We start from the raw sequence: 16781 nt of genomic DNA on the forward strand, positions 1-16781 counted from the left end.
ACGTACCCGCATTGATCGGTTCGGCACCACAAAACGCCAACTCCCAGCCGCTCAAGTCGAGTGACTCCGCCTGAGCCGCATCGATTCGATCCACACACAATTGATAAGCGAAATTGGGCGCGCCGCTGATCGTTGCTTTGAAATCCGAAATCGCACGCAGCCATCGCGTCGGGCGAGCCAAGAAGGAACGGGGCGACATCAAAATCGCGTGGCCGCCAACATACAACGGTTCCAATATGCCGCCGATCAATCCCATGTCATGGAAAGGCGGCAACCAGAACAGGCCGCGTTCATATTCGCCGCTGGCGTCGTCGGTCCATTCAATCCCAAAGGCCTGACGAATCGATTCCAAGTTACTCAACAAATTCGCATGCGAAACCATCACGCCTTTGGGATCGCTGGTCGAACCGCTGGTGTATTGCAAGAGTGCCAGATCAGTCGACTCAATGTCGCACAAAGGCAACTCATCCTCGCTCGACTCGGACGCGGCCAAATCGGATTCGATTGATGCATCCGTCGCAAACGTTGCGAGCGCGGTCGTCTCGGCCGACACACGTTGCGGATCGATCCCGGCAATGGTTTCCTGATCGCTGATCAGGACCGTGGGACGACAATCCGCGACGGAAGCATCCAGACGCGGCATCGCACGCCCCGGCTTGGGATAGCTGGTCGGGACTGGGATCAAACGAGCCAGCTCGCAAGCCATGAATCCGATCATGAATTCTAGGCCCGGCGGAAACAATAACATCGCGCGATCACCAGGCTTCGCACCCGTGTCTCGCACCAAACGCAACGCCACTGCCCGTACTCGGCGGTGAAGATCAGCATAAGTCAGCGTCAGCTCCGCCTCAGTCCCATCCAACGAATCGTCTGGCAAGAACGTCAGAGCTGGACGATCGGGATGCCGCGCGGCACGATCAACGAGCAAATGAGCAAGCGACTTCCATCGCATCTCTTTGGGCTCGCGGGTCGTTGAATCAGCGGTTTCTGATTTGCGTAACATACGGTCTCGGGCAGATGGCCGTTCAGGTGGGCACTTCGATGACTTTTGATTCGCCGGGGCAGGATAGTGACTCTGGGCACCTTTCGTCCCAGCATATAACTCTGCTAGGTGGATGGAAAGCGTGAAGGAGTTTCTTTGATGACACGCCAAAATTCATCGGGGGGGTCTCCCTGCTTGCCGCACAATCGTCACGGATAGCGATCGACCAAAACTCCTCAAGCTGCCCTATCGTTACAGGTTGCCAAGCTGGATCGAACCCCCCTTCCATGGGCGTCACCGAAATGGCGGGTGAACGACTTTCCGACGCACCGACATTTGCCAGCAAAACGCGGGGCCAAACGCACCAACCGCGCAAAATGCTCCCCGAAGGTATTTCGATTTCGATTGTGATGATCGAACCGCAGGCCAGGGATTCTCTGGTCACGATCCCCCATCGAGCAAACCGGCGGCGGTCGCATTCATTTTGGCGAGCGGTCTATCACGACTTGTTTTGTGGGGAGTGGGGATTGGATTGATCATCAGAACGATCCCATTTTTGTTCGCTGGGGTTCAATTTGATAGAATCCAAAGCGTCCGTTTGACACAGACGGTCCCCGCCTGACTTCCCCCCAACCCCCATGAGCTTTCCGATGAACGTCAATCGCCCCGATGGCCAACGCGTTGCCCGCAGAGACTTCGTCAAACTGGGAGGAGCCATCGCTGCCGGTGTTGCGACGACCAACCTCTTCGACGCCCGTTTTGCTCATGCGGCGGGTGCTCCCACTGCTTCTGCAGAAACCTACGTGGGGGAACTTTACGCTTCCTTGTCCGACAAACAGAAAACCGCTGTTTGGCGACCGTTTGATCACACCGACCGCCTGAAGATCAATCCAAACTGGCACGTCAGCAAAACGACCATCGGCGACGATCTCTTCTCGCAGAAGCAGAAGACGCTGGTCGGCCAAATCGTTCGCAACATCACCTCCAAAGACGGATACGATCGTCTGATCGAACAAATGGAATACGATGATGGCGGATTGGACAGTTACAGTTTCGCATTGTTCGGAGAACCAGGCTCGGACCAGTTCCAATTCGAATTGACCGGTCGTCACGTGACGATGCGAGCCGACGGAAATCGGCTCGACAAAATCGGTTTTGGCGGCCCAGTTGTTTACGGACACGGCGAGGAATATCTGCCCGACAGCCCGTTCTTTCAGCAGACGCTGCAAGCCAACAAGGTCTTCCAAGCCTTGGACGCCGACCAAGCCAAACAGGCGTTGCAGAAAAAGGCTCCCCGTGAAACCGCGGTGCAACTGAAAGGCGAGCACGGACACTTCCCAGGGATTGGCGTCGACCAACTTTCCAGCGATCAAAAGGAACTCGTCGAATCGACCCTCAAGATGTTGCTGGCCCCGTATCGTGAAAACGATTCGAAGGAAGTCATGGAGATTCTGAACAGCAGCGGCGGACTCGACCAACTGCACATGGCCTTCTATCAACAAGAAGACATCGACAACGATCGTGTCTGGGACATCTGGCGAGTCGAAGGCCCGTCGATGGTCTGGCACTTCCGCGGCGCACCCCACGTCCACGCCTACCTCAACATCGGCATCAAGTCCTAAGCGGTGGCATAGGCTTCCAGCTTGTTAATACCCCACATCTCGAAACACCAAAAATTAGTGTCCGATCAGAGTGGATTAGTGTTCCGCCAGAGCGGTCAAGGGAACACTAATCCACTCTGATCGTACACTAATGGTTCTTGAACAAGGGATATTTGGCTTCGAACCGCTCTTATTCCCAATACAAGCGACTCCCAAAAAATGTGTGGTACCCAAAAGCTAGAAGCCTATGCCACTTTTGGCCACCAAACCTGCGCCGACCACGGCGAGCAGGAGGATTCCGGCGCAGCCGATGGGTTTGTTGTCGGCCATTTGTCGAGGGTGTGATTTCTCAAGCTCTTCGCTGAGCTTCTCGATTTGTTCCTTGGACTCATGAAGCGATGAATCCGTCGCTTCTCGGTACAGCTTGATCGCCTTGAGCTTTTTTCCTTCCAAGAGATGAGCTCGGATTTGATCCAATGTTTCTTGGGGAAGCTCTACCATCACGTTCGTCCTGTTGAAGTTGTTTGAGAAGCGGTGAGATCTCGTTTATCGCAGGTCGGATTCCTTGGTCGCAACCGACATCGGAATTCAACTGAATCATCCCCCCCAGCCAATCAGTTCCGAAGATCGGCGAGTTTTTTCAGCTCATCTTCCGAGAGGGCCCGATCAAACACGCTGACGCCGCCGATCCATCCCGTGAAGCCGACACTGCGACTGCTGTGAATCACCCGCCCAATCGTGAACGGCCCGCCTTGCTCTGCATCCGGCGGTGAATAAATGCCGTGCGGGTACCACCATGGGTTCAATCGCAAGCCAACGAGGTTTCGGTCGGTCTCAACCCATTCATCGTTTTCATCCTTCTCCAGCGTCACAACAACTTCGGTGTAGCGGTAACGGCGACGTTCAACGCGTTGGTTCTCGTCCTCACGCAAGACTTCCGTCTCAGACACCTCAACTTCCGGCGGGCTGTAGTACTGAGCCTCGGGGAACTCCCTGTCTTCACCGTCCTGCATCCCGGGCGTCCGAGCGTAATGTGCTTGCATGTAGGCGTTGTGGGCATACGACAGCAAGTTGTTCGACTTGGGGTTCTTGAGCCATCGCTCACCCGAAACACCATTCAGCCAACCCGTGATTTCGTTTTGCTCGTCGTCAAACGTCATTGCAAAACACTGCCAGGACGCAGCGAGCTTTTCAGGCGGCGAATCAGCGGAGACGGCGGGCGATTGCCCAAGCGAATTGCATTTGTGCAACGCGTACTTGTTGAGGAACGAACTGGCTCCATTCTCTGACACATGACCGCACGCGCTGCCTGGCTTATTTAGCCCAGCGAACAAGGCGTATTGCCGCTGCCCACGTTCGACCTTCTTGATCGAAGCCGTCGACGATTGCTTGAGGTCCGTGCCTTCATGCCAGATTCCCGCCAGCGCGTGGTTGCCACTTTCTCGAATCGCCCACACAACAACGGTCACCGACTTCCCTTCGCCTTTGATATCCAACGGTGTGTCATGCAGACGCGACCGGGGAATGAACAAAAACGGTCGGAAGTTCGGTTCCGACTCTTGGCGAATACGAATCGCTTGCCCAAACGGCCCATCGTTCAGCAGCGGAAAATCCGCGTAAGTGGCTTGCCTGCCTTCGCCCCAGTAGTCGCGCACATAGTTCGCGGCATCCAACGGGTACACATTCGCTGAACCAGCAGGCACGTGCGCGATGAAACGTTCTTGCCCAGTCGATTCACGCTGCGTGAAGTTCCAGAACGCGACCAATCCAGGTGTGTTTCGAACCACGTCCCGATTGGCAGGCGGATCAAACGCCGAGACGATTCCGCCGGGAATGACCAAAGTGAAGATGAAAAGAAAGAGGGGACGTTGCATAGTCAATTCCAGCGTGGAAATCAAGTGAGTGCGTCGTCAGGAAGGATTTGCGAACGACGTTTTCTGGTGGGGCCACAAGAGCGACAAAGCTCAAAGGTTGCGGAAGTATAAATCATCCACGTCTGCGTTGCCTCGGTCGCTGCCCCCAATCACCCTGGCAAGTTCAATCGGACACCGGCTGTTGAAGATGCCAGCGTGTGATGACGGGCGGAACGTGCCGATCCTATTCCGCCGATTGACTCAATTGATCGATGACTATCATTCCGGCTCTTGCTCGCGAATTGTTCGGTGCAAGCAACAACGCAGTCTCAAAGTGCAGAGACGCTTGTTGTATCTGGTCCTGACTCAAGAACACGTGCGCGAGATTGAGGTGCGTCACCACATCGTCAGGGAAATCGTCCAAGATGCGTTCGTACAGTTTGATCGCGGCCTCCGAGTCTCCAATCCCCGTGCTGGCTTCCGCGAGTGCAAACACGACGTCCAAGTCATCTGGCGCGTGGTGATGGCAACGCAGCAACTCTTCGTGAGCGGATTCGAAATCGCTGGCCCCCAGATGGGCAATGGCAAGTTGAAAACGGGACAACCAATGCCGAGGGTTCGATTCCGGGATCCCCACGGTGGCGACAACCAACAGATCTCGAGCCGCCTCGTAGTCTTCCATTTCAAGCAACAATTGTCCGTAACGTTGCAACCCGCGGTAGTAATCTGGGAACGCCTTGACTCCCCGCTCGAATTCCTCCACCGATTCATCGATTCGGCCCATCCAGCGTAAACAGTCCGCAAGAATAAACTGGCTCTCCGCATCGCCATCCAAAATTCGAATTGCGTCTCGAGCACGCGGCGCGGCGACCTCAAACTTCCCTGCCCAATGCATGACTTTCGCAAGGTTTCGCATCGCGATTCCTTGAGCCGTGCGATCGATGCGGTCGAACACCGATTGATCGACTTCGGCAATTGCTTCCGGAGGCAACTGTTCCAAGGGAATGGAACCGGCCGTCAACCATCCCGCGTCTTGCATTTCCGCGATCAGCCAACGCGACAACTGCCGGTGGGCATCAATGGTCGGGTGAACATGATCCAGGAAATACTCTTCGCCCAAAATGTCATGCCCATGTTCGTCACGACAAACTTCGCGCAGTGCGGATTCAAAATCGAGCACACGAACGTCATCAGACTCGGGAAGTTCACGAATGAACTGAGCGAAGTCGCTCGGAGCACGCAGGGGACAAATGTCTCGATCGATCGAGGATCGAAACGCTGAACGAGCAACCTCATAATCGCCGGCCTCCCATGCTTTCCGGCCTCGTTCGAAAAAGTCTTCTTTGGGGTCCGGTTTGAACGGACCGCAATCCTTTTCGTTGGAAGCCGGAACGACAAACAAAATCTTCGCGTTCGCCGATCGGGCAATGGAAATCATGCGTCGCACGTTGAACCGAAAATGCTTGCCAACATTCTCACTCCATTCCCCATCGCGAACATAGTCTGATGGACCGACCGTGTGGTTCAGGCGTTCGTCGACTTCAGCGGCCAAACCGATCGAGTTCGATTCGGATTTCGGTGGACGTTTTTTGGGCACAAGGGAATCGATGACCCGATACGTTCGTGTCTTGTTCAACCATCCTGTCAACCAAAGTTGAGCCTGGGGCTGGTCAAAGAAATCCGCGTACGTTCGCCGTTCAAGAAACTCGTTCTGACCGGTGTAAACGATGAACAGATCAGGCTCGTACTCAGCCAACTCTTCCATCACCGCCGCAACGCGGTAACTGGCGTAGCTGACCCCGCCCGCGTTGAAAACTTCGTGGTTCGTGTTTGCATCAACACGAGGCAACCATTCTCGCAACCATCCCGAAAACGACGTGTTGTCGTCGTAAGGTCGACCAAACGTCGTGGATCCTCCCAGGCAAAAGATCCGCTGCGTGTTCGCTGGCTTGGTCAACGGAAAGCGTTGGTCGTTGAACCAGACCAACTTGTTTTCCGCGGTTCGCATCCAGGCATTGCCATCTTCATCGATGTAGCGTTCCAACAAGGGAACCTGCTTCGAAAACCCCATCAGCGGGTCGGCTTGACCGGTCGATTTCCCCACGCCGATCAGCGTCAGCGCTAGCTCGATCGCGACCAATCCCAACACGGTCGTCACGAGACCGAAGCAGGCCTTTTTGGTCCTGCTGAGCGAATTCGAGTTTTGCTGACGTGTGGCATGGCCGGAAGAAGGCTTGCTGGAGTTCGTGGTCATAGCCCCGAAGCGGATTGTTCGCACCAAGCGTGCAATTGCGGCAAGAACGATTGATAGGCAGGATCGGAAGCCACATTCCGAGTCGCTCCCGGATCACTGTCGAGATCGATCAAGACGATGTCTTCGAGTTTGCCGGTCTTGCTGGACACATATTCCGTGTAACGAAACCGCTCCGTGCGAATGCTTGTTCCAAGCACAGGCCCAACGCCTGGTTTGGATTTCTTGTATTGGCTGATCGCGGCCGGACGAACCGACAGCTTGGGATCACGGACCACTCCCGCGATGCTCTTGCCTTGGCAGTGTTCTGGAACCGGCACTCCGGTCAGCTCGCACAAGGTTGGGAACACGTCCACCAGTTCCACCAACGATTTCGTTTCACCGGCAGGTACGCCAGGGGCCGACACGATCAAAGGGACTCGCGTTGCGATTTCATAGTTGGTGTGTTTGCACCAATCGCCAAAGTCGCCGACGTACCAACCATGGTCGCCCCACAACACGACGATCGTGTTCTCGCGTTGCCCGTTGGCATCGAGAGCGTCCAGCACCTTTCCAACTTGAGCGTCCATGTAGCTCACCGCGGCCCGGTAACCATGAATCAGCTCGCGAGTCTTCTCGTCGTCGAGCATCTTCGTCTTCGCGGGAATGTCGGCGTAGTTCTTCAGCTCACCCCAACTTGATCGAGCATACGGCAACCCATCAATCACATCTTCGCGAGAAGGAATTTCAATGGCGTCGCGGTCGTAGAGGTCCCAGTACTTGCCGGGTGCATTGAACGGCAGGTGAGGCTTCAGGAATCCAACGGCCAAGAAGAACGGTTTGTCTTGCGTGGCAAAGCGTTCCAACATGGCAACCGCTCGCTCGGCATTGTGCCCATCGACGTACGCATTGTCCGGGACATCGCCGCCGTTTTCGATTGATGGGCCAGGCTTCTCGCTCGAGTTGGCCGGATTGCGTTTGCGAGGCAGTTCTTGGACGTAACCTTTTCCCTTGCTTCGATCTCGCGGGGCCCACTCGTTGGCATCGACGGTCCACGCCGCCGCATCATCACTGGCGCTGTGGTAGACCTTGCCGAGAAACCCCGTTTCGTAGCCGTTGCGAGACAGGTGTTGCGGCAGCGTCAGCACGTCGGGGAGTTTCGACCTCAGCGGAGTCTTGTAGTTCCAGCACTGAGTCGTTTCCGGACGGCAACCACTCATCAAGCTGGCTCGCGAGGCACCACAAACGGCGACCTGGCAATACGCACGGTCGAACCGCATACCAGAAGCCGCCAAGCGGTCGATATTTGGCGAGTGAATGAACGATTTGCCGTAACAACCAAGCTCGGGTCGCAAGTCATCGACGGCGATCATCAACACATTGAGCGGTTTCGATGGCGAGGTTCCTTGTGCCGACGCGGGCATCGGCAGCGAACAAACCAAGCTGACCAAGCCAAGAAACAGATGGCGGGGTGAAAGAGCGTGCATGGTAGGAATTGGGATGCGGGGGAATCTTTGCGGGGCTCCCGTTATAGCTGAATCCTCGGTGGATTGTGGAGGAAACTGCGACTCACAGGCTGGAAGCCTGATCCACGCGGGTGGTCTCACCTGACGACTGCTCGTGTGCTTTGCTACAAAGCGTCCCTGGTGGTGACTCTTCTGGACCCCAAACTTGACACGCTTGTTGAAACGATTGCTTGATGACGTCGAATGACGCCCTTTGTCGAATCAGTCCCGCTTCGATGTCGAAGGCGCACCTGCTGTGGGTGCCGCATGCTGGCGGTGCGACCGCTCCGCTGTTCAAACAATTTCGCGGTCTGACAACGTCGCGAAATGACCCGAGCTCGATCCACTTGTGGGCCATCCGGATGGCTGGGCGTGAATCCCGTTTCTCGGATCCGCTTGAAACCAACATGGACTCCTTGGTGGAATCGATCGCGACCGAGACGGCACGAACCTTTGCTGATGACGACACGTTGGTGCTGGCGGGACACAGCCTTGGTGCGTTGATTGCTTATCGCCTGGCAAATCGGCTGCTGGAAGGATCGTCCGGTCCATCGCGTGTGCAAGGGCTGATCGTGATGGGAGCCTCGCCGCCCAACCAATGGACGCAAAACCGCGACTGGTTGGACTGGGACGACGACGCGTTCGCGGAAGAACTCGACCGTCGCTATGGCGGATTGCCCGCCGGTTTGAAACAGCATCCCGACGCGCTGGCGATGTTCTTGCCCATCGTGCGCGCGGACTTGAAACTGGCACGAGGAGTCGCAACTGCGGAGCACCCGACCATCCCCATTCCCATTCGGGCTCTCGCCGGGTCAGAAGACCATGTTGCCAACCGAGCCAAGATGCAAGGCTGGCAAGCACTCACATCGGCCGGGTTCTCTCTGCGAGTGTTACCCGGCGATCATTTCTTTCCGGTTGCGAATCTCGGCAAAGTGTTGCTGACCGCGGAAACGTTGGCCGGCGTCAGTTGAATTTCCAGCGGGGTGGTTCGTCTCTTTGCAGCGGTTCTTGCTTCAATAACTGACGTAACATCGCGATGGGCAATATCCCAGCTTCCATGATCGAATCGTGGAATTCACGTTCGGTCATCTCACCCGACAAAACCATCTCACGGTGCAATTGGCGGATCTGCAATGCACCGAGCATGTACGCGGCTTGGTACAGAGGCGGGTAGCTTGGACCGATGCTGCGTCGAACTTCCGCCGTCGCGTTGCGTCGTTCGAAACCCACGTTGTCGACCAGAAAATCGACGCACTGATCCGGTGAAAAGCGTGCCAAGTGAAAGTTCAACGAAAAGATAATTCGTGCGCACCGGTGGGCTCGCCAAACCAGCATCCCCATCCGTTCTTCGGGAGTGCGAGCGAAGCCATCGTCGTACAACTTCAGTTCCCAATAGACGGCCAATCCTTCCAACCAGAACGGCGTGCTCATCGTGCGGCGGTGAGGTTGGTACCGCTCGTTGCTGTACATCTGCAAGTGGTGACCAGGAATCAATTCGTGATGCACCGTCGCGCGAGCGTATCCGATGTTGTTGCCTCGCAAGCTTTGGCGTTTGTCACTTGGCGACATCTCCGAAGTCGGGAATGAAACGCTGATCACTTCGCCACCGGTGAAGAAGGGATTCACCTTTTGTCGCTCGGGAGTCATCATGATCATCCGCCAGCAATAATCGGCGAACGGTGGGACCGTGATCCAGTCGCGTTTTCGCAACCATTCGACCGATTGGTCAGCCATCTCGCCGATCAAAACCGGCTGTTGGCCCGGGGCCACGTGGTGATTCTTCATCCGTTCCACCGCGGCTTTCCAGTCGTCACCCAAACCCATGTCTTGGGCAACCCGAACCATTTCGGATCGCACAATCGCGTATTCCTGCTCTGCCAATTCGATCAATTCCTCTGGCGAATGATCGATAAACTGACGACGCAGTTCCAACTCAATTCGTTCTCGGCCAACCGGCGTGCCGGACAAATCCTTTTCGACCGACGAGGTTGCCGGAGCAAGTTTTTCGCCGGACTCTTCGATCCGCTTGCGTCCCAATCGTGTTTCAACCTCGGCGGTCAAGAGATGCCAATCGACTTGATCGTCCAGCGACCATTCCTCGAACGGTTTGCCATCCAATTTCAAGGCCGCCAACTCGTCTTTCCACTGTGGCAACTGTGCCATCTTTTTTTCGCGATCGCGGCTGCGACGAGTGAAACGCCGAACGATCGATGGCATCCAAGTCGCTTCTCGTTGCGACCATGTTTCGATTGGCGGATACGCTTCGCCGAACACGAACGTTTCCGCAGGTGACGGTAAGTCAATGGAATCGCTGGCAACTCGTTTGGACAGCTTCTCCGTCTGTGATTCGTCAACCTTCAGGCCGTCTTTCCATGCCCGAAGTTTGCTGCCGGTTTCCTTCGCCAAATCGAGCACCCACCAATTGAAATCGGGGTGATAGCCTTCGTAGAAGGTTTGCCAAGATTGGTACGCGTCTACCAAGTCATCCGCTGCGTCCATGACCGGTTGGCTGACGGAGACCGTTTCATCGTTGTCTTTCTGTTGGAATGAATCCAGCGACTTGCTGAGCGATTCCATCTCAGCCGCCATCGCTTGTCCATCCAACGGCTTCACTCGATTGGAAAGATCCGTCAGCGAGATCAATTGATCGGTGAAGGGAGACAACTCGCGGAGCTCTTCCGACGATGCAACAAGCGGTATAAGTTGTCTCTTTTAATCACCGACAGCCGCGAGCAGTTCGCGAGCAACTTCCGCATCCGCGCCGCTCAACGCCGCATCTCCCTCGGCACCGATCGCCGTCTGCAACTGGTCTTCCCAAGCCGCCAAGAACGCGGCGGTTTGCGACAGTCGTTCCTCCGCCACGCGAACTGGCAATCGACGTTTCAGCGTTTCCAGGTCGGTTTGGTAGTGATTTTGAATGTCCATCCAAGCCGTCTGAGGCTGGAGTTTTTCTAGGTCGATCAACGCGGAGGCGACTTCCTCCGATGGCGACTCCGACTCAGAAGTCGCTTCATCGATCGACATCCCCGGTTTCAATTTCTCGATGAAGAAATCCAGCGTGCGTCGTTTGCCGTACGCTCCGCCGTCGCTGTGCCCCACACCTGGCATGACCAGCATGTCGAAGTCCTTGCCCGCTTTAATCAACGCATCCGCGAAACGCAGCGTGGATTCCGGTGGCACGTTCGTATCGAGCTCGCCAACGATCAAAAACAGATCGCCGATCAGGTTGCCCGCATTGTCGATGTTGCTGCACTCGGAATAGTGGTCGCCGACGGGATAGCCCATCCACTGTTCATTCCAAGAGGCTTTGTCCATCCGATTGTCGTGACAACCGCACGCCGCCACGCCAGCGTCGTAGAAATCACCGTGGAACAACAACGCGGATCCGGTGTTTTGGCCACCTGCCGACGTCCCAAAGATGCCGACACGTTCCAAATCCATTGCCGGATGCTCTTTCGCGAGAGCCTTCATCCAGGCAATGCGATCAGGAAAACCTGCGTCCTTCAGGTTGTGCCAACACACATCATGGAAGGCCTTGGATCGGTTGGCGGTCCCCATGCCGTCGATCTGAACGACGATGAAACCAGCGTTCAAATAGTCACGGTGCCAAGGTGCCGAGCGAAACGATTTTGGAACGTGAGAATCGTGAGGTCCGGCGTAGATGTACTCGACAACAGGATACTTTTTGTCAGCGGCGGGGTCGTAGTCTTCCGGGAAACAGGCCAATCCCCAGATGTCGGTCTCGCCGTCCCGGCCCTTGGCTGAAAAAACTTGCGGCAGGTTCAGCTTGGCATCGTCGGGCGTGATGGTTGCTTTGGCCAGCGTTTGAATCAGTTTGCCATCAGCGGAACGAAGCTCGTGAACGGGCAATGAATCAACTCGCGAATGAGTGACCACCAAACGACTTCGATCGGGTGAAAATGTGGCGGTGTGATTCCCGTTCCCATCCGTCAACAAGGTGAAGTTCTCGCCGCTGAAGTCCACCCGAGCGTAATGTTTCAAATACGGGTCTTGGTCTTCATGCAGGCCACTGACCACCAAATCCAGCACGCGATTTTCTTCGTCGATGTTGTCGATCGCGCGCACGACGAATTCGCCCTGCGTGATCGGTTGAATCCCGTTTTCACCCGACAGGTCCACCAAGTACAGATGTTGATAGCCATCTTTCTCACTGACCCAGATGACTTCGTCACTGGAATCCAAGTAAGTCCATCGGGGCAGGTCGGTTTTATGGGTGGTCCAGATGAACGTTTCGGATTGCTCATCGATGACCGTTTTGACTTTGCCAGACAACAGGTCGATATCGAACAAGCGGAACCGTTGATGGCCGCGCCGGGTCACCGCTAACAAAGCTCGGTGCGGTCCGACCATCCGCACGTTCCAAAAACGCTGGGACATCCAAGGCAAATCCAGCTCGACAGCTTCGCCCGTTTCCGCGTTAAATGACAGCAAGCGAGTCTCATCGACTGGATCGCCAGGCAACAAGTAAGGTCGCGATTTCAGGACCGCTCGCCCGGCCGCTTTGGGCGACGATTCGACCAAGTGAACCGGTTGAGTCTCGTAGGGAATGACCGCTCGTGTCAGCAACACGGTTCCGTCCGGCGACCATTGAGGCGACTGCAACTTCATCGGTTGAGCCGACTCCTCGGCGTGGTCACCAAAGGATTCAGCCAACTGAGACTCCTCGATCAACGTCTTCCATTCATCCGATTCTGCACGCTGCAATTGCAGACGTCCCTCGGACAGTCGAGCCAAGACTTTGTCGTTGCCGGGGGCAGGTACTCCAGCGGACCAATCATCGCCGCGTCGAAAATCGCGACGGCGGCGTCCACGGCGTTCCGGTTCGGGTTGCGTCACGCGGGCAGGTTCTGAAACCTCCACGCGAGCCGGTTCAATGTCAGCAACGAAGTACCCAAAAGGAGTTTGGTTGTCACCAACCAGTTCCCAGACGTGCCCTGCGAAGGTCGTTCGGACAAACGTCTCACCCGCGGGGATCGACTCGTACTTGACGCGTTTGCCGCTGCTATCGACCCAGATCAATTGCAACGCTTGATCGGTTTGGTTGACGAACGTGATTTCGGTGTGGGCTTCGGCAGATCGACCGGATCGTGGTGCGCGACCTCCGCGAAGTTCAGCGTCTCGTGTGATGTCTTTGTTGTCGGAATCGACCTCTGTCATTTCGCCGGTTTCGGCATCCACTCGAATGCCGGTGAACGATCCATCCGCGTTCTGACGACGGAACCAAAACGAGTCGTCATTGGTCCAGTGCGGGGTCAACGTTTGCTGAATGACGCGTGGACGTGGTGACTTGGAACCCTGTGCAATCGTTTCCGACGCCCCAGCAACGAAAGCCAATCCAATCAACAACGCGGCGATACGAAAGCCAGCGTTCGCGGGCAAACGCCCGACCAAAATTCCGTGCATCCAATTGTGAAACGGCAATTTCATGTTTATATGTTCTGTGGAATCGTGCATGTCAGTGGCTAGCGCCCGCGCCAACCGAGCTCTTGATTGTCCCCACCCATCATGGCTTTGAAATCCATTGATTTCGCAGGATTTGGATCCACTTTAGTCAAGCAGACGCCAACGATGCGGCACCTCGATTGAATCACCGCTCAATGGCGAAATCTTGCACCTACCCTCTTTGATTCGGGAACAATCATGCTGCCTTCACGAGTAAAGGCGTTGGATTCTCACACCGGTGGGGAACCGACCCGGATGGTGATCGACTTGGATGGCACCCTGGTTGGCCCCACCATGGCGGACCGTCGCCTCCACCTCCGGCAGGAATTCGCGACTTTGGGAGCACCGATCGTCAACGAGCCTCGCGGCAACGAAATCATCGTGGGCGCGTGGATCTGCCAACCGGTCGATCCGAATTGTTTCGCGGGGGTGGTGTTCTTCAACAATGTGGGCGTGTTGCAGATGTGCGGCCACGCGACAATTGGCGTGGTTGCAACGTTCGCTTGGCAAGGCAAGTTGACTCCGGGCATCCATCGAATGGAAACTCCCGTGGGAATCATCGAAGTCGAACTGCATCCCGACGGTAAAACGGTCTCATTCGAAAACGTCGCCAGCAGACGTTATCAAGCTGCCGTTCGTGTCGAGGTTCCAGGTTCAACGTCTCTGGCCAACGGTTTTGTTACCGGCGACATCGCCTATGGAGGCAACTGGTTTTACTTGGTCGACGACCATGGCTTGGACCTCGAACTCAGTGATGTTGACGAGCTGATGTCGGCCGCTTTGGCGATCAAGGCCTCGCTGCGCGAACACGGGATCACGGGCGAAGACGGTGCGGAGATCGATCACGTCGAACTGGTTGGCCCTTCGGATCGAGCCGACGCGAAAAACTTTGTGTTGTGTCCCGGCAACGCCTATGACCGCTCGCCGTGCGGCACGGGAACCAGCGCCAAGGTGGCTTGTTTGGCAGCAGCCGGCAAACTCAAAGCCGGCGAAACGTTCCGACAAGAATCGATCACGGGAAGCTGCTTCGAGGCGAGCTACCGAGTCGACGAATCCGGGGCCGTGATTCCAAAGCTCACCGGATCAGCAGAAGTCATCGCCGAAACAACGTTGCTGTTCGAGCACGAATGAATCGGACTCAGAAAGCCCGTACAAGTGACACCCAAGTCACGGATTGCCTTCGTTGCCTTTGCGGCGGTCTTCCAATTGCTTCGTTGCACCGCGAAGCGAGTCGAGCAAACGAGGGACTTGGCCGGCCGCCAAAAACACGCGAGCACTGACGGCGGATTGAGGGAAGAAGCTGGTCAAGAAGTCGAGACCGAACTCGGTCGCGCCGTGACCGATCATGACTCCGTTGGCATAGGTTCCGCTGAGCACTTCATCAGGTAGCTTCAAGTCGTCGTAGATTTCTTGCGGACTTGGTCGACGTTGTTCCGCGTTCGGGTTGGGTGTCGGCGTGGGCATCACCGGATCACCGAAGCGACCTTTGTACAACTCCAGATTCTTTTGCAACGCGTCGACAAACTGAGGCATCACAGCGTGCGGAATGACCACGCGGACGGCGACCCGATGGGGACGACCGACGGTCTGCAAGAAGTCGACGATGAACTCACTGGGGCCAGTCATCACGATCGCGCCCGTGCTGAAACAACCGCCCGCCACGTGATCAGGCACGCGGGCTCGGACGGCCGGATTTTCGGCAGCAGGATTTTCAGGAACCGGGTTCGGAGTTCCCGGTTGCCCTTCCCCTGGTTGGCCACCGGTCGGTTGACCGCCGTTGGGCAAGCCGTCGCCCCACTGACCTCCGCCGGGTTGTCCGTCGTCGGCGGGGCTTCCACCGGACGCATTTTCGTCGTTAGGAGGACCGTCAAAAGGAGGTTCAGAAGGCGTGTCAGAATTCATCGGGACCGCATTTGCAGGGAAGTGAAACGAGACAACGACTCCCATTCTACCCAGCGAGTTGCCGTCTGTCGTCGGGACTGGACATGGCCTTTGCCTCGAGCGTGGGGGGGGACGAATGTTTGTTATGCAAGTTCGAAGTCCAAGCTTGGTTTGCACTTGCGATCACTTCACGCCATCTTAAGATGGATGTCTCATTCCCCATTTCCAGCATCCCCGTCTGAAGGTCCCCCCGCCGTGTTAACTGAAGCCACCATCGAACGAATGTTTCGTGAACTCGTCAGCGACCCCAAAAATTGCTCGGAAGAAACCTTCGAGCAAGCAGAAGAACTGCTCGAACGTGAACTGCGTGACGAGAGTCCACTGCGACACCGTTTGACTGTGGAACTCGAAGAGCTTCGCACCCTGGCCGCCAAGTGATTTGACGGAGTCATGCGGAAACCTTTCGGTTTTCATTGCCTGACGCGTCTTACCTAAACCGCCAAACCCAATCTTGGCGAACGATTTCCAACCATCTGCCTCGGTTGGACACAAACTGACAAAACGAAATGAATGGCGCGGTTGACAACAACCGCCCCTTTCTTTGCCCGGTGTCACTTTCTTTGCCCGGTGTCATTTCCCAGGTTGCCCGACCGCTGAGGCCGCCAATCGATCAGAACGCGACCACGTCAGCCGAGTCGCGGCTTCCCCTTGGGTGACACCCCAACGCGATTCGAGGCGAGTCGCATTCTTCGATGCCGACTCAGCAACCACTCGCAGGCTGCCTCTTGAGAGGCGTCGATGTTGCCGAAGACGATATTGCCGAAGACGATGTTCCCCGTCTGGATGATGCAGAAGCCACAGCGGATTTCGAATTGGGTCTCGCTGCATCTCGCTGGCGTTGATCGGGTGACGCAGGCTTCCCCAACAAACGCAAGCAATCATGCAGCGTCATCGACATCGGATCCATCTCGCGCGGATCCGACGTGTCGAACAACCATTCTTGAAACGCATTCTTCAACCAACTCAACATCGCTCACCTCTTTCAACCCAATGTTCAGGAAACCGCTTGGCTGCGGTGAACGCTGGCGAACCGCCAACGTCTGAAAGAAGTATCGAACTGTCCGGTAAGAGTACCGTGAAGCCATCCTAAACTTCAGCTCATCAAGCTAGTGGTCTGCCACGACTTGTTTTTAGGTTAGTGGGCGAGGCGACCAAGCCAGGACAGGGGTGAAATACCAAGACTCAGCGCCGCCGCCACAACGAAAA

Annotated in this window: 13 protein-coding genes; 4 read left to right on the forward strand and 9 right to left on the reverse strand. The window is 56.1% G+C overall.

What is annotated here, in order from left to right; genetic code table 11:
* The coding region (locus tag ACF8AM_RS05660; RefSeq protein WP_392554696.1) for an AMP-binding protein at nucleotides 1–1003 on the reverse strand (1003 nt) is incomplete at its 3' end.
* Between the two features lie 617 nt (nucleotides 1004–1620).
* Between ACF8AM_RS05660 and ACF8AM_RS05665 the strand changes: the two genes are divergently transcribed.
* Nucleotides 1621–2604: a DUF3500 domain-containing protein gene (locus tag ACF8AM_RS05665; RefSeq protein ID WP_392554697.1), complete on the forward strand. Its 984-nt coding sequence runs from the start codon at nucleotides 1621–1623 to the stop codon at nucleotides 2602–2604.
* A gap of 216 nt (nucleotides 2605–2820) precedes the next feature.
* Here the strand turns inward: ACF8AM_RS05665 and ACF8AM_RS05670 are convergent, their stop codons facing one another.
* From ACF8AM_RS05670 to ACF8AM_RS05685, 4 genes are all read right to left on the reverse strand, one after another.
* Nucleotides 2821–3084: a hypothetical protein gene (locus tag ACF8AM_RS05670; protein ID WP_392554698.1), complete on the reverse strand. Its 264-nt coding sequence runs from the start codon at nucleotides 3082–3084 to the stop codon at nucleotides 2821–2823.
* Between the two features lie 113 nt (nucleotides 3085–3197).
* Nucleotides 3198–4457: a hypothetical protein gene (locus ACF8AM_RS05675; RefSeq protein WP_392554699.1), complete on the reverse strand. Its 1260-nt coding sequence runs from the start codon at nucleotides 4455–4457 to the stop codon at nucleotides 3198–3200.
* Nucleotides 4458–4680: 223 nt separating this feature from the next.
* Nucleotides 4681–6594, reverse strand: a complete 1914-nt coding sequence (locus ACF8AM_RS05680; protein ID WP_392554700.1) for a tetratricopeptide repeat protein — start codon at nucleotides 6592–6594, stop codon at nucleotides 4681–4683.
* Nucleotides 6595–6686: 92 nt separating this feature from the next.
* Entirely contained in the window at nucleotides 6687–8153 is a 1467-nt protein-coding gene (locus ACF8AM_RS05685; protein WP_392554701.1) for a sulfatase, read from the reverse strand.
* Nucleotides 8154–8365: 212 nt separating this feature from the next.
* On the opposite strand from ACF8AM_RS05685, the gene ACF8AM_RS05690 reads away from it, so the two are divergent.
* On the forward strand, nucleotides 8366–9142 hold the full coding sequence (locus ACF8AM_RS05690; protein WP_392554702.1) for a thioesterase II family protein: 777 nt from the start codon (nucleotides 8366–8368) through the stop codon (nucleotides 9140–9142).
* Here the strand turns inward: ACF8AM_RS05690 and ACF8AM_RS05695 are convergent.
* Entirely contained in the window at nucleotides 9135–10835 is a 1701-nt protein-coding gene (locus ACF8AM_RS05695) for a DUF885 family protein (RefSeq protein ID WP_392554703.1), read from the reverse strand. The genes ACF8AM_RS05690 and ACF8AM_RS05695 overlap by 8 nt on opposite strands.
* A 48-nt stretch (nucleotides 10836–10883) precedes the next feature.
* A complete protein-coding gene (locus ACF8AM_RS05700) occupies nucleotides 10884–13619 on the reverse strand; it encodes a prolyl oligopeptidase family serine peptidase (RefSeq protein WP_392554704.1) in 2736 nt (911 codons plus the stop codon).
* A 213-nt stretch (nucleotides 13620–13832) separates the two neighbouring features.
* Between ACF8AM_RS05700 and ACF8AM_RS05705 the strand changes: the two genes are divergently transcribed.
* On the forward strand, nucleotides 13833–14765 hold the full coding sequence (locus tag ACF8AM_RS05705; protein WP_392554705.1) for a proline racemase family protein: 933 nt from the start codon (nucleotides 13833–13835) through the stop codon (nucleotides 14763–14765).
* 36 nt (nucleotides 14766–14801) lie between these two features.
* Here the strand turns inward: ACF8AM_RS05705 and ACF8AM_RS05710 are convergent, their stop codons facing one another.
* A complete protein-coding gene (locus tag ACF8AM_RS05710) occupies nucleotides 14802–15536 on the reverse strand; it encodes a DUF3467 domain-containing protein (protein WP_392554706.1) in 735 nt (244 codons plus the stop codon).
* Nucleotides 15537–15770: 234 nt separating this feature from the next.
* On the opposite strand from ACF8AM_RS05710, the gene ACF8AM_RS05715 reads away from it, so the two are divergent.
* Nucleotides 15771–15953 carry a hypothetical protein gene (locus ACF8AM_RS05715; protein WP_392554707.1) on the forward strand — a complete coding sequence of 61 codons (183 nt, stop codon included), beginning with the start codon at nucleotides 15771–15773 and terminating at the stop codon, nucleotides 15951–15953.
* 192 nt (nucleotides 15954–16145) lie between these two features.
* Here the strand turns inward: ACF8AM_RS05715 and ACF8AM_RS05720 are convergent, their stop codons facing one another.
* Nucleotides 16146–16457, reverse strand: a complete 312-nt coding sequence (locus ACF8AM_RS05720) for a hypothetical protein (protein ID WP_392554708.1) — start codon at nucleotides 16455–16457, stop codon at nucleotides 16146–16148.
* Between the last annotated feature and the right edge of the window lie 324 nt (nucleotides 16458–16781).

The organism is Rhodopirellula sp. JB055, assembly GCF_043100905.1.
Classification (GTDB): Bacteria; Planctomycetota; Planctomycetia; order Pirellulales; family Pirellulaceae; genus Rhodopirellula.